The organism is Citrobacter sp. CK195 (assembly GCF_030333365.1).
Classification (GTDB): domain Bacteria; phylum Pseudomonadota; class Gammaproteobacteria; order Enterobacterales; family Enterobacteriaceae; genus Citrobacter_B; species Citrobacter_B koseri.
Genome location: NZ_JAOWGB010000026.1, coordinates 463,470 through 483,089, shown reverse-complemented (window position 1 = coordinate 483,089; position 19,620 = coordinate 463,470). Strand labels below are relative to the sequence as shown.

23 protein-coding genes are annotated in these 19,620 nt (G+C 58.0%); 21 read left to right on the top strand and 2 right to left on the bottom strand.

Translation table 11 applies throughout. The features are described 5' to 3' along the window. Positions 1–118 precede the first annotated feature (118 nt). The 17 genes from eutS (at position 119) to eutR (ending at position 14,994) form a co-directional block, all read left to right on the top strand. A complete protein-coding gene (gene eutS, locus OGX93_RS19795; RefSeq protein ID WP_012131326.1) occupies positions 119–454 on the top strand; it encodes an ethanolamine utilization microcompartment protein EutS in 336 nt (111 codons plus the stop codon). Positions 455–467: 13 nt separating this feature from the next. After that, positions 468–947, top strand: a complete 480-nt coding sequence (eutP, locus tag OGX93_RS19790; protein WP_012131327.1) for an ethanolamine utilization acetate kinase EutP — start codon at positions 468–470, stop codon at positions 945–947. Next, positions 925–1,614, top strand: a complete 690-nt coding sequence (gene eutQ / locus OGX93_RS19785) for an ethanolamine utilization acetate kinase EutQ (RefSeq protein WP_012131328.1) — start codon at positions 925–927, stop codon at positions 1,612–1,614. Before eutP ends, eutQ begins: the two co-directional genes overlap by 23 nt. A 9-nt stretch (positions 1,615–1,623) precedes the next feature. After that, positions 1,624–2,427, top strand: a complete 804-nt coding sequence (gene eutT / locus OGX93_RS19780; protein WP_012131329.1) for an ethanolamine utilization cob(I)yrinic acid a,c-diamide adenosyltransferase EutT — start codon at positions 1,624–1,626, stop codon at positions 2,425–2,427. Beyond that, positions 2,424–3,440, top strand: coding sequence for a phosphate acetyltransferase (gene pta / locus OGX93_RS19775; RefSeq protein ID WP_012131330.1), 1,017 nt, complete (start codon positions 2,424–2,426; stop codon positions 3,438–3,440). Before eutT ends, pta begins: the two co-directional genes overlap by 4 nt. Positions 3,441–3,479: 39 nt before the next feature. Beyond that, on the top strand, positions 3,480–3,770 hold the full coding sequence (eutM, locus tag OGX93_RS19770) for an ethanolamine utilization microcompartment protein EutM (RefSeq protein ID WP_000387720.1): 291 nt from the start codon (positions 3,480–3,482) through the stop codon (positions 3,768–3,770). A gap of 144 nt (positions 3,771–3,914) precedes the next feature. Further along, positions 3,915–4,202, top strand: coding sequence for an ethanolamine utilization microcompartment protein EutN (gene eutN, locus OGX93_RS19765; RefSeq protein ID WP_024130131.1), 288 nt, complete (start codon positions 3,915–3,917; stop codon positions 4,200–4,202). Between the two features lie 11 nt (positions 4,203–4,213). Further along, the gene (locus OGX93_RS19760; protein WP_012131332.1) at positions 4,214–5,617 is read left to right on the top strand and encodes an aldehyde dehydrogenase family protein; all 1,404 of its coding nucleotides are present in this window, start codon (positions 4,214–4,216) and stop codon (positions 5,615–5,617) included. 36 nt (positions 5,618–5,653) lie between these two features. After that, entirely contained in the window at positions 5,654–6,493 is an 840-nt protein-coding gene (eutJ, locus tag OGX93_RS19755) for an ethanolamine utilization protein EutJ (RefSeq protein WP_286449828.1), read from the top strand. Continuing rightward, a complete protein-coding gene (gene eutG / locus OGX93_RS19750; RefSeq protein ID WP_012131334.1) occupies positions 6,483–7,670 on the top strand; it encodes an ethanolamine utilization ethanol dehydrogenase EutG in 1,188 nt (395 codons plus the stop codon). The genes eutJ and eutG overlap by 11 nt, the downstream gene beginning before the upstream one ends. A gap of 123 nt (positions 7,671–7,793) precedes the next feature. Further along, positions 7,794–9,020 carry an ethanolamine utilization protein EutH gene (eutH, locus tag OGX93_RS19745; RefSeq protein WP_110493967.1) on the top strand — a complete coding sequence of 409 codons (1,227 nt, stop codon included), beginning with the start codon at positions 7,794–7,796 and terminating at the stop codon, positions 9,018–9,020. Then, the gene (gene eutA / locus OGX93_RS19740; protein WP_012131336.1) at positions 9,017–10,420 is read left to right on the top strand and encodes an ethanolamine ammonia-lyase reactivating factor EutA; all 1,404 of its coding nucleotides are present in this window, start codon (positions 9,017–9,019) and stop codon (positions 10,418–10,420) included. The genes eutH and eutA overlap by 4 nt, the downstream gene beginning before the upstream one ends. Before the next feature lie 11 nt (positions 10,421–10,431). Further along, positions 10,432–11,793 carry an ethanolamine ammonia-lyase subunit alpha gene (gene eutB, locus OGX93_RS19735; RefSeq protein ID WP_012131337.1) on the top strand — a complete coding sequence of 454 codons (1,362 nt, stop codon included), beginning with the start codon at positions 10,432–10,434 and terminating at the stop codon, positions 11,791–11,793. Positions 11,794–11,813: 20 nt separating this feature from the next. Continuing rightward, a complete protein-coding gene (gene eutC, locus OGX93_RS19730) occupies positions 11,814–12,719 on the top strand; it encodes an ethanolamine ammonia-lyase subunit EutC (protein ID WP_012131338.1) in 906 nt (301 codons plus the stop codon). A gap of 9 nt (positions 12,720–12,728) precedes the next feature. Beyond that, a complete protein-coding gene (gene eutL, locus OGX93_RS19725; protein WP_047462132.1) occupies positions 12,729–13,388 on the top strand; it encodes an ethanolamine utilization microcompartment protein EutL in 660 nt (219 codons plus the stop codon). A gap of 11 nt (positions 13,389–13,399) precedes the next feature. Continuing rightward, complete coding sequence (eutK, locus tag OGX93_RS19720; protein ID WP_012131340.1) at positions 13,400–13,897, top strand: ethanolamine utilization microcompartment protein EutK; 498 nt, start codon at positions 13,400–13,402, stop codon at positions 13,895–13,897. A 44-nt stretch (positions 13,898–13,941) separates the two neighbouring features. Beyond that, positions 13,942–14,994 carry an HTH-type transcriptional regulator EutR gene (gene eutR, locus OGX93_RS19715; RefSeq protein WP_012131341.1) on the top strand — a complete coding sequence of 351 codons (1,053 nt, stop codon included), beginning with the start codon at positions 13,942–13,944 and terminating at the stop codon, positions 14,992–14,994. A 117-nt stretch (positions 14,995–15,111) separates the two neighbouring features. Here the strand turns inward: eutR and hemF are convergent, their stop codons facing one another. Both hemF and amiA read right to left on the bottom strand, forming a co-directional pair. Then, positions 15,112–16,011 (bottom strand): oxygen-dependent coproporphyrinogen oxidase, encoded by a 900-nt coding sequence (gene hemF / locus OGX93_RS19710; RefSeq protein WP_101744322.1) that lies wholly within the window; start codon positions 16,009–16,011, stop codon positions 15,112–15,114. A gap of 2 nt (positions 16,012–16,013) precedes the next feature. Further along, positions 16,014–16,883, bottom strand: a complete 870-nt coding sequence (gene amiA, locus OGX93_RS19705) for an N-acetylmuramoyl-L-alanine amidase AmiA (RefSeq protein ID WP_071258031.1) — start codon at positions 16,881–16,883, stop codon at positions 16,014–16,016. Positions 16,884–17,094: 211 nt separating this feature from the next. On the opposite strand from amiA, the gene OGX93_RS19700 reads away from it, so the two are divergent. From OGX93_RS19700 to yfeX, 4 genes are all read left to right on the top strand, one after another. Further along, positions 17,095–17,520, top strand: a complete 426-nt coding sequence (locus tag OGX93_RS19700) for a GNAT family acetyltransferase (protein WP_012131345.1) — start codon at positions 17,095–17,097, stop codon at positions 17,518–17,520. Then, entirely contained in the window at positions 17,507–17,956 is a 450-nt protein-coding gene (locus tag OGX93_RS19695) for a DUF2919 domain-containing protein (protein WP_286449827.1), read from the top strand. Before OGX93_RS19700 ends, OGX93_RS19695 begins: the two co-directional genes overlap by 14 nt. 60 nt (positions 17,957–18,016) lie before the next feature. Beyond that, positions 18,017–18,592 (top strand): RpoE-regulated lipoprotein, encoded by a 576-nt coding sequence (locus OGX93_RS19690; protein WP_024130133.1) that lies wholly within the window; start codon positions 18,017–18,019, stop codon positions 18,590–18,592. Between the two features lie 94 nt (positions 18,593–18,686). Then, a complete protein-coding gene (yfeX, locus tag OGX93_RS19685; protein ID WP_286449826.1) occupies positions 18,687–19,586 on the top strand; it encodes a porphyrinogen peroxidase in 900 nt (299 codons plus the stop codon). Positions 19,587–19,620 lie beyond the last annotated feature (34 nt).

The following is a 19,620-nucleotide window of genomic DNA, read 5'->3' as shown; positions in this document are numbered from 1 at the left end:
TTTATTTCCTCCTTTCTTAGTGATCTACTTCACCTTTTAAATCTGCTTGCCGAATTTTGTTATTTACTCTGACAAAAAATTGCCACGATGAGGTCAGTTTCAGCGGAGGCGGTGAGCAATGGATAAAGAACGCATTATTCAGGAATTTGTGCCGGGGAAACAGGTCACGCTGGCGCATCTGATTGCCCACCCGGGTGAAGAACTGGCGAAAAAGATCGGCGTTCCCGAAGCGGGCGCCATCGGCATCATGACGCTAACGCCAGGGGAAACGGCGATGATCGCGGGTGATTTAGCCATGAAAGCCGCCGATGTTCATATCGGTTTTCTCGATAGATTCAGCGGCGCGCTGGTGATTTATGGCTCCGTTGGCGCCGTCGAGGAAGCCTTATTGCAAACGGTCAGCGGGCTGGGACGCTTATTAAATTTCACGTTGTGCGAATTAACAAAAAGTTAATTGGGGGGCGGCAATGAAACGTATTGCGTTTGTCGGCACCGTTGGCGCGGGGAAAACAACGCTTTTTAACGCCTTGCAGGGAAATTATTCCCTCGCCCGAAAAACACAAGCCGTGGAATTTAATGACAACGGCGATATCGATACGCCGGGAGAATATTTTAGCCATCCTCGCTGGTATCACGCCTTAATTACCACGCTACAGGATGTGGATACGCTGATTTATGTACATGCGGCAAATGACCGCGAAAGTCGCTTACCCGCCGGGTTATTGGATATTGGTGCCAGTAAACGACACATCGCCGTCATCAGCAAAACGGACATGCCGGATGCCGACGTCGCCGCCGCGCGACAGCTACTGAGCGGGCTGGGATTTCAGGAGCCGATTTTCGAGCTTAACAGCCATGACCCGCAAAGTGTGCAGCACCTGGTGGATTATCTGGCAGCACTCACCGAACAGGAGGAAGGCGCAGGTGAAGAAACTCATCACAGCTAACGATATTCGTGCGGCTCACGCACGCGGCGAACAGGAAATGTCGGTTGTTCTGCGCGCCAGCATCATTACCCCGGAAGCCCGCGAAGTTGCGGAACTGCTGGACTTCACGATCGTGGAATGCGACGAATCGGCACCGGCTGTCGCGCCGGTGGAAGACGCGAAAACCGAAAGTCAGCGCATTCGTGAAACCATCATCGCACAACTGCCGGAAGGGCAGTTTACCGAAAGCCTGGTCGCGCAGCTGATGGACAAAGTGATGAAGGAAAAACAGTCGCTGGAGCAGGCTGACATGCAGCCGGGCTTTAAGTCGGTCACCGGCAAGGGCGGCGTAAAAGTGATCGACGGCAGCAGCGTGAAGTTTGGTCGCTTCGACGGCGCGCAGCCCCACTGCGTCGGCTTAACGGATTTGGTCACCGACAAGGACGGCAGCAGCATGGCCGCCGGGTTCATGCAGTGGGATAACGCGTTTTTCCCGTGGACGCTGAACTACGACGAGATCGATATGGTACTGGAGGGCGAACTGCATGTGCGTCATGAAGGCGAAACCATGATCGCGAAAGCCGGGGACGTGATGTTTATCCCGAAAGGCTCCAGCATTGAGTTTGGCACACCGTCGACCGTGCGCTTCTTATACGTTGCCTGGCCTGCGAACTGGCAGTCCTGCTAAGGCGGATGTATGAAGGATTTCATTACCGAAGCATGGCTCAGAGCGAATCATACGCTCAGCGAAGGGGCGGAGATCCATCTTCCCGCTGACGCTCGCCTGACGCCATCTGCCCGGGAATTGCTGGAAAGCCGCCATTTGCGCATCAAGTTTCTGGATGAGCAAGGCCGTCTTTTTGTCGATGACGATGAGCAGCAATTACAGCCGGTGCACGGTTTGACCAGCAGCGATACGCACCCTAAGGCGTGCTGCGAACTGTGTCGCCAGCCGGTGGCAAAAAAGCCCGATACGCTGACCCACCTGACCGCCGACAAAATGGTTGCGAAAAGCGATCCGCGCCTGGGATTTCGCGCCGCGCTGGACAGCACCATCGCGCTGGTGGTGTGGCTGCAAATTGAGTTGCCGGAGCAGTGGCAACCCTGGCTTGCTGACATTCGGTCCCGCCTGGGCAACATCATGCGCGCCGATGCGATGGATGAACCGCTGGCCGCGCAGGCCATTGTGGGGCTAAACGAAGACGAATTGCATCGTCTGTCCCATCAGCCGCTGCGCTATCTCGATCACGATCATCTGGTGCCGGAAGCCAGCCACGGCCGCGATGCCGCGCTGCTGAATCTGCTGCGTACCAAAGTGCGTGAGACGGAAGTCGTGGCCGCTCAGGTCTTTATCACCCGCAATTTTGACGTGCTGCGCCCGGATCTTCTACAGGCGTTGAACCGCCTCTCCAGTACGGTCTACGTGATGATGATTTTGTGCGTGACGAAGCATCCGCTCACCGTCAGCCAGATTCAACAGCGACTGGGAGGGGAGCAATGATCATTGAACGTTGCCGCGAACAGGCCTTACGTGCGCCCGCCAGGGTGGTCTTCCCGGATGCGCTGGATGTCCGTGTCCTGAAGGCGGCGCACTATCTGCAACGGCATGGTCTGGCGCGACCGGTTCTTGTCACCAGCCCGTTTGCGCTACGCCAGTTTGCGCTCACTCACCGTATCGCGATGGATGGCATTCAGGTGATTGACCCACAGAGCAATCTGTCTATGCGCGAGGTGTTCGCCGGGCGCTGGCTGGCGCGGGCGGGAGAGAAAACACCGCCGGATGCGCTGGAAAAACTGAACGACCCGCTGATGTTCGCCGCCGCGATGGTGAGCGCCGGTCATGCCGATGTGTGCATTGCCGGCAACCTCTCTTCGACAGCGAACGTGCTGCGGGCAGGGCTACGCCTGATCGGTTTGCAGCCGGGCTGCAAAACGCTGTCGTCGATCTTCCTGATGCTGCCGCAGTACACCGGGCAGGCGCTGGGATTCGCCGATTGCAGCGTGGTGCCGCAACCCACGGCGGCGCAACTGGCGGATATCGCCATCGCCAGCGCGCAGACCTGGCGAACCATTACCGGAGAGGAGCCTCGGGTCGCCATGCTGTCGTTCTCCAGTCATGGCAGCGCGCGTCACCCCAATGTCGCCAATGTGCAGCAGGCGACAGAGATCGTTCGTGAGCGCGCGCCGGATTTGATTGTTGACGGCGAGTTGCAGTTCGACGCCGCTTTTGTCCCGGACGTCGCCGCGCAAAAAGCGCCCGCCAGTCCGTTACAGGGCAAAGCCAATGTGATGGTCTTTCCGTCACTGGAAGCGGGCAACATTGGCTACAAAATCGCCCAGCGTCTGGGAGGATATCGCGCCGTTGGGCCGCTGATTCAGGGGCTTGCCGCACCGCTTCACGATCTCTCCCGAGGCTGTAGCGTACAGGAAATTATCGAACTGGCGTTGGTGGCAGCAGTGCCGCGCCAGACTGACGTGAGTCGTGAACACGACTCGCAAACACTGGTTGTATAAAGGTCCCGTCTGGACCCCCTTACCGAAGAGGAAAACACAATGGAAGCATTAGGAATGATTGAAACCCGGGGCCTGGTTGCACTGATTGAGGCCTCTGATGCGATGGTTAAAGCAGCACGCGTGAAACTGGTTGGCGTGAAGCAGATTGGCGGCGGTCTGGTCACCGCGATGGTGCGTGGCGATGTGGCAGCGTGCAAAGCCGCTACTGATGCCGGCGCCGCAGCGGCGCAGCGTATTGGCGAACTGGTTTCCGTACACGTCATTCCGCGCCCGCACGGCGATCTGGAAGAGGTGTTCCCGATCAGCTTCAAAGGTGACAGCAATATCTAAGCTGGATGGCTACGTCTGATCGTGTAGGCCGGAGAAGACGCAAACGCGTTGCCATCCGGCAATGAGATGGCATCGATGCCGGATGACGCCTCGCTTATCCGGCCTACAGTTTCGGCACGCAACACACAACACATGGAGGCGGGTATGAAGCTGGCAGTCGTCACAGGACAAATTGTTTGTACGGTGCGCCATGAAGGGCTCGCGCATGACAAATTGCTGATGGTGAAAATGATTGATGCCGAAGGGAATCCCGACGGGCAGTGCGCCGTTGCAATCGACAGCATTGGGGCGGGAACCGGGGAGTGGGTGCTGCTGGTTAGCGGCAGTTCTGCCCGCCAGGCGCATCGGAGCGAATCCTCACCTGTCGATCTGTGCGTGATTGGTATTGTCGATGAAGTGGTGGCTGGTGGGAAAGTCGTTTTCCATAAATAGGACTGAACATCATGAATCAACAGGATATTGAACAGGTGGTAAAAGCGGTATTGCTGAAAATGAAAGACAGCAGTCAACCTGCCGCCGCCGTTCATGAAATGGGCGTCTTTGCCTCCCTGGATGACGCCGTTGCCGCAGCGAAAGTGGCTCAGCAGGGGCTGAAGAGCGTGGCCATGCGCCAGCTCGCTATTCATGCGATACGTGAGGCGGGTGAAAAGCACGCCAGAGAACTGGCGGAACTTGCCGTGTCAGAAACCGGCATGGGACGCGTCGAAGATAAATTAGCGAAAAACGTGGCGCAGGCGCGCGGTACGCCGGGCGTGGAATGCCTCTCGCCGCAGGTACTGACTGGCGATAACGGTCTGACCTTAATTGAAAATGCGCCGTGGGGGGTTGTGGCATCGGTCACGCCGTCCACCAATCCGGCGGCAACCGTGATTAACAACGCCATCAGCCTGATTGCCGCAGGCAACAGCGTGGTCTTTGCGCCGCATCCGGCGGCGAAAAAGGTTTCTCAGCGCGCCATTACGCTGCTTAATCAGGCGGTTGTTGCCGCAGGCGGCCCGGCTAACCTGCTGGTGACCGTTGCGAACCCGGATATCGAAACCGCCCAACGCCTCTTTAAATATCCCGGTATCGGTCTGCTGGTGGTGACCGGCGGCGAAGCGGTCGTCGAGGCCGCGCGTAAACACACCAACAAACGTCTGATTGCCGCAGGCGCCGGGAACCCGCCGGTGGTGGTGGATGAAACCGCTGACCTGGCGCGTGCCGCGCAGTCCATCGTCAAAGGCGCATCCTTCGATAACAACATCATTTGCGCCGACGAGAAGGTGCTGATTGTTGTCGATAGCGTTGCCGATGAACTGATGCGCCTGATGGAAGGGCAGCATGCGGTGAAACTCACCGCCGCACAGGCCGAACAGCTTCAGCCGGTATTGCTGAAAAATATCGACGAGCGTGGCAAAGGAACGGTCAGCCGCGACTGGGTTGGGCGTGACGCCGCCAAAATCGCCGCCGCGATTGGGCTGACGGTGCCGGAGCAAACGCGCTTGCTGTTTGTGGAAACGCCTGCCACGCACCCGTTCGCGGTCACGGAACTGATGATGCCGGTACTGCCGGTGGTGCGGGTTGCCAACGTAGAAGAGGCCATTGAGCTGGCGGTCACGCTGGAAGGCGGTTGCCACCATACGGCGGCGATGCACTCGCGCAACATCGACAACATGAACCGGATGGCAAACGCCATTGATACCAGCATCTTCGTCAAGAACGGGCCGTGTATCGCCGGGCTGGGTCTGGGCGGCGAAGGCTGGACCACCATGACCATTACTACGCCAACCGGGGAAGGGGTGACCAGCGCGCGCACCTTCGTGCGTCTGCGTCGCTGCGTGTTGGTGGATGCGTTTCGCATTGTCTGATTCCGGCCCAGCAGACTGTCTATAAGGAGAAAAGAGATGGCGCACGATGAACAACGTTGGCTGACGCCGAGACTCCAGAAAGCCGCTGAGCTATGTAATCAGCATCCCGTCGCCAGCGATTCGCCGCTGTGGCTGGGTATTGATTTAGGGACGTGCGATGTGGTGTCGATAGTTGTCGACCGCGACGCGCAGCCAGTCGCCGTTTGTCTGGACTGGGCTGACGTCGTGCGTGACGGCATCGTCTGGGACTTCTTCGGCGCCGTCACCATCGTGCGTCGCCATCTCGACACGCTCGAACGCCAGCTTGGCTGCCAGTTCACCCACGCGGCGACCTCATTTCCGCCAGGCACCGACCCGCGTATCTCCATCAATGTTCTGGAATCCGCCGGGCTGGAGGTTAGCCATGTGCTGGATGAGCCGACCGCCGTGGCGGATCTGCTGCGACTGGATAACGCGGGCGTGGTGGATATCGGCGGCGGTACGACGGGGATCGCCATTGTGAAGCAGGGCAAGGTGACTTACTCCGCTGATGAAGCGACCGGCGGACACCATATTTCCCTGACGCTGGCCGGAAACCGCCGCATCGAACTGGAAGACGCTGAGCAGTTCAAGCGCAGCAACGCCCGGGAGATTTGGCCGGTGGTAAAACCGGTGTACGAAAAGATGGCGGAGATTGTTGCCCGGCATATCGAAGGGCAAGGTATAGCCGATCTGTGGCTGGCGGGCGGCTCCTGTATGCAACCGGGCGTGGATGAACTATTCCGTAAACGCTTCCCGGAACTGCGGGTGCATTTACCTGAACACAGCCTGTTTATGACGCCGCTGGCGATTGCCAACATCGGGAAAGAAAAAGCGGAGGGGATCTATGCAAAGTGAATTGCAGACCGCGCTCTTTCAGGCATTCGATACCCTGAATCTGCAACGGATAAAAACGTTCAGCGTTCCGCCCGTCACGCTGTGCGGCCTGGGGGCGCTCAGCGCCTGCGGGCAGGAAGCGCAAACGCGCGGGCTGACGCATCTGTTTGTCATGGTTGACAGTTTTCTGCATCAGGCAGGGATGACCGCCGGGCTTGAACGGAGTCTGGCGATGAAAGGCGTGGCGATGAGCATCTGGCCCTGCCCGGTGGGAGAACCTTCGATCACTGACGTTTGCGCGGCGGTCGCGCAGCTGCGCGAATCAAAATGTGACGGCGTGGTGGCGTTTGGCGGCGGCTCGGTGCTGGATGCGGCAAAAGCCGTAGCGCTGCTCTTTACCAACCCAGGGCAGACGCTGGCGGATATGACGGCGCAGAGCGTACTGCGCCCGCGTCTGCCGCTGATTGCCGTGCCGACGACGGCGGGGACGGGGTCGGAAACCACCAACGTGACGGTGATTATTGATGCGGTAAGCGGGCGCAAGCAGGTTCTGGCGCATGCCTCGCTGATGCCGGACGTCGCCATTCTGGATGCGGCACTGACGGAAGGGGTGCCTTCTCACGTAACGGCGATGACCGGGATTGACGCGCTGACCCATGCGGTTGAGGCGTATAGCGCTCTGAATGCCACGCCGTTTACCGACAGCCTGGCGATTGGCGCTATTGCGATGATCGGCAAGTCTCTGCCGAAAGCGGTGGGGAACGGGCACGACATGGCGGCGCGGGAAAACATGCTGCTGGCGTCCTGCATGGCGGGGATGGCTTTTTCCAGCGCGGGGCTGGGGCTGTGTCATGCGATGGCGCACCAGCCGGGCGCGACGCTGCATATTCCGCATGGCCAGGCGAACAGTATGTTGCTGCCGACGGTGATGGGATTTAACCGCATGGTGTGTCGCGAACGGTTCAGCCATATTGGCCGGGCGTTACTCAACAAGAAAGCGGACGATCGCGACGCAATCGGCGCAGTTAGCGAACTGATTATTGAAACCGGGCTGACAAAACGCCTCGCCGATGTTGGCGCGACGTCCGCGCATTACAGCGCGTGGGCGCAAGGCGCGCTGGAAGATATTTGTATTCGCAGTAACCCACGAACCGCCACGCAGGAACAGATTATCGACCTGTACGCGGCGGCACAATAAAGCATACCAGGATGTAGGCCGGATAAGGCGTTCGCGCCGCCATCCGGCAAAAACGCGGCACTATTGCTTGATGGCGCTGCGCTTATCAGGCCTACGAAACACCTGGCAAATGGAGATAGGGCTATGGGAATTAATGAAATCATCATGTACATCATGATGTTCTTTATGCTGATTGCCGCCGTGGACAGGATCCTGTCGCAGTTTGGCGGTTCGGCGCGTTTTCTCGGTAAATTCGGTAAGAGCATCGAGGGGTCGGGCGGTCAGTTTGAAGAAGGTTTTATGGCGATGGGCGCGCTGGGACTGGCGATGGTCGGTATGACCGCCCTGGCGCCGGTGCTGGCGAAGCTGCTCGGGCCGGTGATTATCCCGCTGTATGAAATGCTCGGCGCGAACCCGTCGATGTTCGCCGGAACGCTGCTGGCCTGCGATATGGGCGGCTTCTTCCTCGCCAAAGAACTGGCGGGCGGCGATGTGGCGGCATGGCTGTACTCCGGCCTGATCCTGGGGGCGATGATGGGGCCGACGATCGTCTTCTCCATTCCGGTGGCGCTCGGCATTATCGAGCCGTCTGACCGCCGCTACCTGGCGCTGGGCGTGCTGGCGGGAATTGTCACCATTCCCATTGGCTGTATCGCCGGTGGTTTAGTGGCGATGTACTCCGGCGTGGAGATCAACGGGCAACCGGTGGAGTTCACCTTCGCGCTGATCCTGATGAACATGATCCCGGTGATCATCGTCGCGGTGCTGGTTGCGCTGGGGCTGAAATTTATCCCGGAGAAAATGATCAGCGGTTTCCAGATCTTCGCTAAATTCCTGGTGGCGTTGATCACCATTGGTCTGGCGGCTGCGGTGATTAAATTCCTGCTGGGATGGGAGCTGATCCCAGGCCTTGACCCGATCTTCATGTCCCCTGGCGACCAGCCTGGCGAAGTGATGCGCGCCATTGAAGTGATCGGCTCCATCTCCTGCGTTCTGCTCGGCGCCTATCCGATGGTGCTTCTGCTGACCCGCTGGTTTGAAAAACCGCTGATGCGCGTTGGCGGCCTGTTAAAAATCAACAATATGGCGGCAGGCGGCATGGTCGCGACGCTGGCGAACAATATTCCGATGTTCGGCATGATGAAACAGATGGATACCCGCGGCAAAGTGATCAACTGCGCCTTTGCGGTCTCCGCTGCCTTTGCGCTGGGCGACCACTTAGGCTTTGCGGCCGCCAACATGAATGCGATGATCTTCCCGATGATTGTCGGCAAGCTGATCGGCGGCGTGACGGCGATTGGCGTGGCGATGATGCTGGTGCCCAAAGATGAAGACATTCCGGCAGAAACGGAAGTGGAGGCGCAGTCGTGAACACTCGCCAGCTACTGAGCGTCGGTATCGATATCGGCACCACCACCACTCAGGTGATCTTCTCACGCCTTGAGCTGGTTAACCGTGCGGCAGTGTCGCAGGTGCCGCGCTATGAATTTATCAAACGCGAAATTAGCTGGCAAAGCCCGGTCTTTTTTACCCCTGTGGATAAGCAGGGCGGATTGAAAGAGGCCGAACTTAAGGCGCTGATTCTGGCTCAGTACCAGGCGGCGGGGATTGCGCCGGAGACGGTGGATTCCGGGGCGATCATCATTACCGGCGAAAGCGCGAAAACCCGCAATGCGCGTCCGGCAGTGATGGCGCTGTCGCAGTCTCTCGGCGATTTTGTCGTCGCCAGCGCCGGGCCGCATCTGGAATCGGTGATTGCCGGGCACGGCGCGGGGGCGCAGACCCTGTCTGAACAGCGCTTGTGTCGCGTGCTCAACATCGACATCGGCGGCGGCACCTCGAACTATGTTCTGTTTGACGCCGGAAAAGTGAGCGGCTCCGCTTGTCTGAACGTGGGCGGCAGATTGCTGGAAACGGACGGTCAGGGGCGGGTGGTGCATGCGCATAAACCGGGGCAGATGATCGTTGAGGCGGTGTTCGGCGCGGGCACTGACGCCCGCTCGCTCAATGCCACACAGTTGGCGCAGGTTGTGCGGCGGATGGCGGATTTGATTGTCGAAATCATTGACGGCGAGCCTTCGCCGCTGGCGCAGGCGCTGATGCAAACCGGATTACTGCCCGCAGGGGTGAAACCGGAGGTGATCACCCTTTCCGGTGGCGTCGGGGAGTGCTACCGCAATCAGCCTGCCGATCCGTTCTGCTTTTCTGATGTCGGCCCGCTGCTGGCGACGGCGCTGCATGAGCACCCGCGCCTGCGTGAGATGAACGTGCAGTTCCCGACGCAAACCGTGCGCGCCACGGTGATTGGCGCGGGGGCGCACACGCTGTCGCTGTCCGGCAGCACCATCTGGCTGGAGGGGGTGGCGCTTCCGCTGCGCAACCTGCCGGTGGCGATTCCACAAGATGAAAACGAACTGGTGGCCGCCTGGGAACAGGCGCTGACTCAGCTCGATCTCGACCCTGGCACTGACGCATACGTGCTGGCGCTTCCCGCCCGGCTTCCGGTGCGCTACGCGGCATTACTCACGGTCATCGACGCGCTGCTGGCGTTTACCGCGCGTTTTCCCAATCCGCATCCCCTGCTGGTGGTGGCCGAGCAGGACTTTGGCAAAGCCCTGGGCATGTTATTGCGCCCACAGTTACAGCAACACCCGCTGGCGGTCATTGACGAAGTGAGCGTCCGGGCGGGGGACTATATCGACATTGGTACGCCTCTTTTTGGCGGATCGGTTGTGCCGGTGACGGTGAAATCACTCGCATTTCCTTCCTGAGGGAACGACTTATGAAACTAAAGACCACATTGTTCGGCAATGTTTATCAGTTTAAGGATGTAAAAGAGGTGCTGGCAAAAGCCAACGAACTGCGTTCGGGGGATGTGCTGGCAGGTGTTGCGGCTGAAAGCTCACAGGAGCGCGTTGCCGCGAAACAGGTGTTGTCGGAAATGTCGGTGGCGGATATTCGCAACAACCCGGTGATTTCCTATGAAGAGGACTGCGTGACGCGTCTGATTCAGGACGACGTCAATGAAACGGCCTATAACCGCATTAAAAACTGGAGCATCAGTGAGCTGCGCGAATATGTGCTGAGTGATGAAACGTCCGTCGATGACATTGCGTTTACGCGTAAAGGGCTGACTTCGGAAGTGGTGGCGGCGGTCGCGAAGATCTGCTCCAACGCCGACCTGATCTACGGTGGCAAGAAAATGCCGGTGATCAAAAAGGCCAACACCACCATCGGTATTCCGGGCACCTTTAGCTGCCGTTTGCAGCCGAACGATACCCGTGACGATGTACAGAGTATCGCCGCGCAAATCTATGAAGGGCTCTCTTTCGGGGCGGGCGATGCGGTGATTGGCGTTAACCCGGTAACGGACGACGTGGAAAACTTAAGCCGCGTGCTGGATACCGTGTACGGGGTGATCGACAAGTTCAATATTCCGACGCAGGGCTGCGTGCTGGCGCACGTCACCACTCAGATTGAAGCCATTCGTCGCGGCGCGCCGGGCGGGCTGATTTTCCAGAGTATTTGCGGCAGCGAAAAAGGATTAAAAGAGTTCGGCGTGGAGCTGGCAATGCTGGATGAGGCGCGTGCGGTCGGCGCGGAGTTTAACCGTATCGCCGGGGAAAACTGCCTGTACTTTGAAACCGGGCAGGGGTCTGCGCTTTCGGCCGGGGCCAACTTCGGCGCCGACCAGGTGACGATGGAAGCGCGTAACTACGGCCTGGCGCGGCACTACGATCCGTTCCTGGTGAATACGGTGGTCGGTTTTATCGGGCCGGAGTATCTCTACAACGACCGGCAGATTATTCGCGCCGGTCTGGAAGATCACTTTATGGGCAAGCTGAGCGGCATCTCAATGGGCTGCGACTGCTGCTACACCAACCACGCCGACGCCGATCAGAACCTCAACGAAAACCTGATGATTCTGCTCGCCACCGCAGGCTGTAACTACATTATGGGCATGCCGCTCGGCGACGACATCATGCTCAACTACCAGACCACCGCATTCCACGATACCGCAACGGTACGTCAGTTACTCAACCTGCGTCCGTCGCCGGAGTTTGAGCGCTGGCTGGAAACGATGGGCATTATGGAAAACGGTCGCCTGACCAAGCGGGCGGGCGATCCGTCACTGTTCTTCTGATGACGCGGGGATGACATACGATGGATCAAAAACAGATTGAAGAAATTGTACGCAGTGTAATGGCGTCAATGGGCGAGTCGCAGCCGCAGGCCCCCGCAGAATCCGCGCCAGCCTGTAGCGCTAAACAATGTGCCGCACCTTCAGCGCCTTCAGCGGCGGAAAGCTGCGCGCTGGATTTAGGTTCGGCTGAGGCGAAAGCCTGGGTAGGCGTGGAGAATCCGCATCGCGCGGATGTTTTGGCCGAACTGCGCCGCAGCACCGCTGCGCGCGTGTGTACCGGTCGCGCCGGCCCACGTCCGCGCACCCTGGCGCTGTTGCGCTTCCTGGCGGATCACTCTCGTTCGAAAGATACCGTCCTGAAAGAGGTGCCGGAAGAGTGGGTGAAAGCACAGGGGCTGCTGGAAGTGCGTTCGGAAATCAGCGACAAAAACCTCTACCTGACCCGCCCGGATATGGGGCGTCGTCTGAGCCAGGAGGCCATTGACGCGCTGAAAGCGCAGTGTGTCGCCAGCCCGGATGTCCAGGTGGTGATTTCCGATGGTTTATCGACGGATGCGATTACCGCCAACTATGAAGAGATCCTGCCGCCGCTGCTCTCAGGCCTGAAACAGGCGGGGCTGAAAGTCGGGACGCCGTTCTTTGTACGCTATGGCCGCGTGAAGATTGAAGATCAGATCGGCGAAATTCTTGGCGCGAAAGTGGTGATTCTGCTGGTAGGCGAGCGTCCTGGCTTAGGTCAGTCGGAAAGCCTCTCCTGCTATGCGGTTTACTCACCACGGGTGGCAACCACCGTTGAAGCGGATCGTACCTGTATTTCGAATATTCACCAGGGCGGCACGCCGCCGGTTGAAGCCGCAGCGGTAATTGTGGATTTGGCGAAACGTATGCTGGAGCAGAAAGCATCCGGCATCAATATGACCCGTTAAGGAGGCAACATGCCAGCATTAGATTTGATTCGACCGTCGGTCACCGCAATGCGCGTGATTGCCTCGGTGAATGACGGTTTCGCGCGTGAGCTTAAATTACCGTCACATATACGTAGCCTCGGTCTCATCACGGCAGACTCTGATGACGTAACGTATATTGCGGCAGACGAAGCGACAAAACAGGCGATGGTGGAAGTGGTGTATGGCCGTTCACTGTATGCCGGAGCGGCCCACGGGCCGTCGCCGACGGCCGGTGAAGTCTTGATCATGTTGGGCGGCCCGAATCCGGCGGAAGTGCGGGCGGGTCTGGATGCGATGGTGGCGCATATTGAAGGCGGCGCAGCGTTCCAGTGGGCCAACGATGCGGAGGATACTGCATTCCTGGCGCATGTGGTTTCGCGTACCGGGTCTTATCTCTCATCAACCTCAGGCATCGCGCTGGGCGATCCTATCGCCTATCTGGTGGCGCCGCCGCTGGAAGCGACGTTTGGCATTGATGCGGCGATGAAATCCGCCGATGTCCAACTGGTGACCTACGTGCCGCCGCCGTCAGAAACCAACTACTCTGCGGCGTTTTTAACGGGGAGCCAGGCCGCCTGTAAAGCCGCCTGCAACGCCTTTACCGATGCCGTTCTGGATATTGCCCGTAATCCCGTCCAGCGCGCGTAAGAGAGGTAGCGATGATCAATGCACTGGGATTACTGGAAGTGGATGGCATGGTTGCCGCCGTTGATGCGGCGGACGCCATGCTGAAAGCCGCCAATGTGCGATTGCTCAGCCACGAAGTGCTCGATCCCGGCCGGCTGACGCTGGTGGTGGAGGGCGATCTGGCGGCGTGTCGCGCGGCGCTGGATGCCGGAAGCGCCGCAGCACAACGCACGGGCCGTGTTATCAGCCGCAAAGAAATTGGGCGGCCGGAAGACGACACCCAGTGGCTGATCGGCGGCTTTAAGCGCCAGCCAACGAAAGTCGGAAAGACGCCAGATGCGCCTGTTACCTCTGAATCCTCAGAAGCGCTGTTGGCGTTATTAGCATCAGTACGTCAGGGAATGACGGCAGGGGAGGTGGCCGCGCATTTTGGCTGGTCACTGGAGCGCGCCAGAAATGCGCTGGAGCAACTCTTTTCTGACGGGGCGTTGCGTAAACGCAGTAGTCGCTATCGTCTGAAGAAAGTATAACCTGTCGGAGGTGCCGGGGACGTTGCGCCCCGGCTTTGAAGATCATGAAAAAGACTCGTACAGCAAACTTGCACCATCTTTATCATGAAGCGTTACCCGAAGACGTTAAACTTACGCCTCTGGTTGAGGTGGATAATGTTCACCAGCGGCTGACAACGGACGTCTATGAACACGCCCTGACGATAACCGCCTGGCAGCAGATTTACGATCAGCTGCATCCCGGTAAATTTCATGGGGAATTCACGGAAATCCTGCTGGATGAAATTCAGGTGTTCCGTGAGTACACCGGTCTGGCGCTGCGTCAGTCTTGCCTGGTCTGGCCGAATTCCTTCTGGTTCGGTATTCCGGCAACGCGCGGCGAGCAAGGTTTTATCGGCACGCAGTGCATTGGCAGCGCGGAGATCGCCACCCGTCCTGGCGGGACGGAGTTTGAGCTGAGCACGCCGGATGATTACACCATCCTTGGCGTGGTTATCTCGGAGGAGGTGCTTACCCGGCAGGCCAATTTCCTGCATCACCCGGAAAGGGTGCTGCATATGCTGCGTAACCAGTCTGCGCTGGAGGTGAAAGAGCAGCATAAAGCGGCGCTGTGGGGCTTTGTCCAGCAGGCGCTGGCGACGTTCAGCGAGAACCCGGAAAACCTGCATCAGCATGCGGTGCGTAAAGTGCTGGGGGATAACCTGCTGCTGGCGATGGGGACGATGCTGGAAGAAGCGCAGCCGATTATAACGGCAGAAAGCGTCAGCCATCAGAGCTATCGAAAATTGCTGTCCCGCGCGCGGGAATACGTGCTGGAGAATATGTCGGAGCCGCTGACGGTGCTCGATCTGTGCAATCAGCTGCACGTCAGCCGCCGCACGTTGCAAAACGCGTTTCACGCGATTCTGGGGATTGGCCCGAACGCGTGGCTGAAGCGGATTCGATTAAACGCGGTGCGGCGGGAGCTGATCAGCCCGTGGTCGCAAAGTTCGACGGTCAAAGAGGCGGCAATGCAGTGGGGGTTCTGGCATCTGGGGCAGTTCGCGACCGATTACCAGCAGCTGTTTGCCGAAAAACCGTCGCTGACGCTGCATCAGCGTATGCGCCAGTGGATGTGATGACATTATTGTGCCGGATGCGACGCTTTGCGTCTTATCCGGCCTACGGGCGCTACCGTTGCAGTTGTAGGCCGGATAAGGCGTTAGCCGTCATCAGGCAAAACGCGGCCAGGTAAATTACACCCAGTCGCGGACTTTGATAAATTCGCTCAGCGCCGCTTCCGGGCTGCCTTCTTCCGGCTGCCAGTCGTACTCCCAGCGCACCAGCGGCGGCATCGACATCAAAATGGACTCGGTGCGTCCGCCCGTTTGCAGGCCAAACAGCGTGCCGCGATCCCACACCAGATTAAACTCCACATAGCGGCCCCGGCGATAAAGCTGGAAATGACGCTCGCGCTCGCCCCAGGCCATTGCTTTACGCCGCTCGACAATTGGCAGAAAAGCATCGGTATAGCCTTTGCCTACCGCCTGCATAAAGCGAAAGCAGCTGTCGAAATCCGGCGTGTTCAGATCGTCGAAGAAAAGCCCGCCAATACCGCGCTGCTCATCGCGATGCTTCAGGAAAAAGTAATCGTCGCACCATTTTTTATAGCGCGGATAGACGTCCTCGCCGTAGGGCTGGCACAGATCCCGCGCCGTGCGGTGCCAGTGAATGGCATCCTCTTCAAACGCGTAATAGGGCGTCAGGTCGAAACCGCCGCCAAACCACCAGACTGGCTCCGCGCCGGGCTTCTCCGCAATAAAAAAGCGAACATTGGCATGGCTGGTTGGAATGTACGGATTCAACGGATGCACCACCAGCGACACGCCCATCGCTTCAAAACTGCGCCCAGCCAGCTCCGGGCGGTGTGCCGTCGCGGAGGCGGGCATCGCGTCGCCGTGAACATGGGAGAAATTTACCCCAGCCTGCTCAAAGACACCGCCGTTACGCAGTACCCGGCTGCGCCCGCCGCCACCCGCGTCGCGCTGCCAGCTATCTTCAACAAAATCAGCGCCATCAACGGCGGCTAACTGCTGGCAAATATCATCCTGAAGGCTGAGCAGGAACTGTTTTACGCGTTGTGCATCGGGTTTCATGATTACCGTTTCTTCGAGTGTGCTTTCTGGTTATCAAACCAGTGGAAATAACTGATCACGCCATTGGCTATCGCGGTGGCGATTTTCTGCCGGAATGCGGTGGTGCCTAACAGACGCTCCTCTTCCGGGTTGGTGATAAATGAGGTTTCTACCAGTACGGAGGGAATTGACGGTGATTTTAGCACCACAAACGCCGCCTGTTCCGTATTGCGACTGTGCAGACGATGCACTGGCTTGATCTTCTTAAGAATATGCGATCCCAGCGTCAGGCTGTTTTTGATGGTGTCGGTTTGCACCAGATCGAACAATACCTGCTGCAACAGATGATCTTTATCGGTCGCTTTTTTCCCCGCGACTTCATCGGCGCGGTTTTCACGGTCGGAGAGGTATTTCGCCATGGCGCTACTGGCGCCGCGATTAGAAAGCGCAAACACCGAGGCCCCTGCGGCGCTGGGGTTGGTAAAGCCATCTGCGTGGATGGACATAAACAGATCCGCGCCGTGCTTGTGGGCGATTTCCACGCGATCGTACAGGGGAATAAAGGTGTCGCCCGTGCGTGTCAGGCGCGCATCAATCCCCTGGTTGCGCAAAATCGCGCGCACGTTTTTGGCGATCTCCAGCACGACGTGTTTTTCCTTCGAGCCGTTGCGACCAATCGCGCCGGTGTCGATACCGCCGTGGCCGGGATCGAGAACAACAATGCGTCTGGCGCCTGCTTTTTTGGCCTTCGGTTTGCTGTGACCATTACTGGTCTTTAGCGCTTCTTCTTTAGCGATGGCGTGCGACATGCCCGACAGCGTCAGAGCCGCCAGCCCGGCTTTCAGCACCTGGCGGCGCGATGTGAGAGTTTTTAAGGGTTTAAAAGTGCTCATACAGCCTGAGTTGTGAAAATTGAGTTCCAGATGTTATATCGTATCGCGTAATCCGTTACGACTGTTCGTGATGAGAATTGTTTTACTTTTCATTTCAATACGTGACAATCCGTCATTATGCCATTTTTTTCGCCGTTTCGCGTCAGATATTGGCTAAATCAGTCGTTCGCGCCATAATCGGAGTTTTAACCTTGAAAAGGGTCTCAATACCATGGAGATACGCGTTTTTCGCCAGGAAGATTTCGAAGAGGTGATCACCCTCTGGGAGCGCTGCGATTTGCTGCGTCCGTGGAACGATCCTGAAATGGATATCGAACGTAAGCTGAACCATGACGTCAGCTTGTTCCTGGTCGCTGAGGTGAATGGCGAGGTGGTCGGCACGGTCATGGGCGGCTATGACGGCCATCGGGGTTCTGCCTATTATCTTGGCGTACACCCGGAGTTTCGCGGTCGTGGCATCGCCAACGCGCTGTTGAACCGGCTGGAGAAAAAGCTCATTGCTCGCGGCTGCCCGAAAATCCAAATCATGGTGCGGGAAGACAACGACATTGTACTGGGCATGTACGAGCGCCTGGGTTATGAACATTCGGACGCGTTAAGTCTGGGCAAGCGTCTGATTGAAGATGAAGAGTACTGAGTTTCATCCTGCTGACTACGACGGTCATGGGCGCTTGCGCCTGCCTTTTCTGTTCTGGGGCGTGCTGCTGCTTCAGGCGCGTACCTGGGTGCTGTTTGTGATTGCTGGCTCCTCCCGCGAGCAGGGCTATACGCTGCTGAATCTGTTTTATCCCGATCACGATACGTTCTGGCTGGGGTTGTTGCCCGGCGTCCCGGCGGTACTGGCGTTTTTACTGAGCGGGCGGCGCGACGCTTTCCCGGTGCTGTGGCGCGGGCTGCGCGGCTTGTTGATTCTGGCGCAGGGCGTTCTGCTCTGCTGGCAACCGGTGCTGTGGCTGTACGGTGAACCGGTAAACGGCATCGGGCTGGCGCTGGTGGTGGCCGATATTGTCGCGCTTATCTGGTTGCTCTCTAACCGTCGTTTACGCGCCTGCTTTGCACCGGTAAAAGAATAACGGCACTTTTTGGCGAAACCGGACTCCAAACAACGTTGATTAATAAAGAAAGGAAGTGAGATGAAATCGCTGCGTTTGATTTTATGCGCAATGCCGCTGGTGCTGAGCGGCTGTTCAACCCTCTCGTCGGTGAACTGGTCTGCTGCGAATCCGTGGAACTGGTTTGGCTCGTCGACAGAGGTCACTGAGCAGGGCGTTGGGGCATTAACTGCGTCCACGCCGCTGGATGAAAAAGCGATTACTGACGCGCTGGATGGCGACTATCGCCTGCGTAGCGGAATGAAAACCCAGAACGGCAACGTGGTGCGTTTTTTTGAAGCGATGAAAGAGGACAAGGTTGCGCTGGTTATCAATGGCGACCAGGGAACCATCAGCCGTATTGATGTGCTGGACAGCGATATTCCATCGCAGGCAGGCGTCGAAATCGGTACGCCGTTTAGCGACCTTTACAGCAAAGCCTTCGGTAACTGCCAGAAAGCGACGGGCGATGACAGCGCGTCGGTCGAGTGTAAAGCACAAGACAGTCAACATATTAGCTATCTGTTCTCCGGCGAGTGGAACGGCCCGGAAGGGTTAATGCCTCCTGACGACACGCTGAAAAACTGGAAAGTGAGCAAAATCATCTGGCGCCGTTAATTTGCGTCTGAACAAACCGCCTCGCTGAAAAAACGGGTACAATACGCCCATCAATGCCACGCAGCCGTGGCATTCTTATTTTTCAGGAGGAACAATGTCTCAGGTTCAAAGTGGCATTTTGCCAGAACACTGCCGCGCGGCGATTTGGATTGAAGCCAATGTAAAAGGGGATGTCGATGCCCTGCGTGCGGCCAGCAAAACGTTTGCCGATAAACTGGCAACCTTCGAAGCGAAATTCCCTGACGCGCATCTGGGCGCGGTTGTCGCATTTGGCAACAACACCTGGCGCGCCCTGAGCGGCGGCGTTGGGGCTGAAGAGCTGAAAGATTTTATCCCTTACGGTAAAGGTCTGGCGCCAGCAACCCAGTACGATGTGCTGATCCACATTCTTTCACTGCGTCACGACGTGAACTTCTCTGTCGCGCAGGCGGCAATGGCGGCTTTTGGCGAGTGCATCGAGGTGCAGGAAGAAGTCCACGGTTTCCGCTGGGTGGAAGAACGCGATCTCAGCGGCTTCGTTGACGGGACGGAAAACCCGGCGGGAGAAGAGGTTCGCCGCGACGTGGCGGTCATTAAAGACGGCGTGGATGCGGGCGGCAGCTACGTGTTCGTTCAGCGTTGGGAACACAACCTGACGCAGCTCAACCGCATGAGCGTTCACGACCAGGAAATGATGATTGGTCGTACTAAAGAAGCCAACGAAGAGATCGATGGCGATGACCGTCCGGTCACGTCTCACCTGACCCGCGTGGATCTGAAAGAAGACGGCAAAGGGCTGAAAATTGTGCGCCAGAGCCTGCCATACGGTACGGCCAGCGGCACCCACGGCCTCTATTTCTGCGCTTACTGCGCGCGTCTGTACAATATTGAGCAGCAGTTGCTGAGCATGTTTGGCGATACCGACGGGAAGCGTGACGCCATGCTGCGCTTCACGAAGCCAGTGACGGGCGGCTATTACTTCGCACCGTCTCTGGACAGATTGATGGCGCTGTAATTTCTTTTGCCGGATGGCGGCATCGTTTTACCCG

Excerpts from the sequence above, each read along its gene's own strand:
- eutS (WP_012131326.1), top strand. The coding sequence starts at position 119 with ATGGATAAAGAACGCATTATTCAGGAATTTGTGCCGGGGAAACAGGTC.
- eutP (WP_012131327.1), top strand. The coding sequence starts at position 468 with ATGAAACGTATTGCGTTTGTCGGCACCGTTGGCGCGGGGAAAACAACG.
- eutT (WP_012131329.1), top strand. The coding sequence starts at position 1,624 with ATGAAGGATTTCATTACCGAAGCATGGCTCAGAGCGAATCATACGCTC.
- pta (WP_012131330.1), top strand. The coding sequence starts at position 2,424 with ATGATCATTGAACGTTGCCGCGAACAGGCCTTACGTGCGCCCGCCAGG.
- eutM (WP_000387720.1), top strand. The coding sequence starts at position 3,480 with ATGGAAGCATTAGGAATGATTGAAACCCGGGGCCTGGTTGCACTGATT.
- eutN (WP_024130131.1), top strand. The coding sequence starts at position 3,915 with ATGAAGCTGGCAGTCGTCACAGGACAAATTGTTTGTACGGTGCGCCAT.
- OGX93_RS19760 (WP_012131332.1), top strand. The coding sequence starts at position 4,214 with ATGAATCAACAGGATATTGAACAGGTGGTAAAAGCGGTATTGCTGAAA.
- eutJ (WP_286449828.1), top strand. The coding sequence starts at position 5,654 with ATGGCGCACGATGAACAACGTTGGCTGACGCCGAGACTCCAGAAAGCC.
- eutG (WP_012131334.1), top strand. The coding sequence starts at position 6,483 with ATGCAAAGTGAATTGCAGACCGCGCTCTTTCAGGCATTCGATACCCTG.
- eutH (WP_110493967.1), top strand. The coding sequence starts at position 7,794 with ATGGGAATTAATGAAATCATCATGTACATCATGATGTTCTTTATGCTG.
- eutB (WP_012131337.1), top strand. The coding sequence starts at position 10,432 with ATGAAACTAAAGACCACATTGTTCGGCAATGTTTATCAGTTTAAGGAT.
- eutC (WP_012131338.1), top strand. The coding sequence starts at position 11,814 with ATGGATCAAAAACAGATTGAAGAAATTGTACGCAGTGTAATGGCGTCA.
- eutL (WP_047462132.1), top strand. The coding sequence starts at position 12,729 with ATGCCAGCATTAGATTTGATTCGACCGTCGGTCACCGCAATGCGCGTG.
- eutK (WP_012131340.1), top strand. The coding sequence starts at position 13,400 with ATGATCAATGCACTGGGATTACTGGAAGTGGATGGCATGGTTGCCGCC.
- eutR (WP_012131341.1), top strand. The coding sequence starts at position 13,942 with ATGAAAAAGACTCGTACAGCAAACTTGCACCATCTTTATCATGAAGCG.
- hemF (WP_101744322.1), bottom strand. The coding sequence starts at position 16,011 with ATGAAACCCGATGCACAACGCGTAAAACAGTTCCTGCTCAGCCTTCAG.
- amiA (WP_071258031.1), bottom strand. The coding sequence starts at position 16,883 with ATGAGCACTTTTAAACCCTTAAAAACTCTCACATCGCGCCGCCAGGTG.
- OGX93_RS19700 (WP_012131345.1), top strand. The coding sequence starts at position 17,095 with ATGGAGATACGCGTTTTTCGCCAGGAAGATTTCGAAGAGGTGATCACC.
- OGX93_RS19695 (WP_286449827.1), top strand. The coding sequence starts at position 17,507 with ATGAAGAGTACTGAGTTTCATCCTGCTGACTACGACGGTCATGGGCGC.
- OGX93_RS19690 (WP_024130133.1), top strand. The coding sequence starts at position 18,017 with ATGAAATCGCTGCGTTTGATTTTATGCGCAATGCCGCTGGTGCTGAGC.
- yfeX (WP_286449826.1), top strand. The coding sequence starts at position 18,687 with ATGTCTCAGGTTCAAAGTGGCATTTTGCCAGAACACTGCCGCGCGGCG.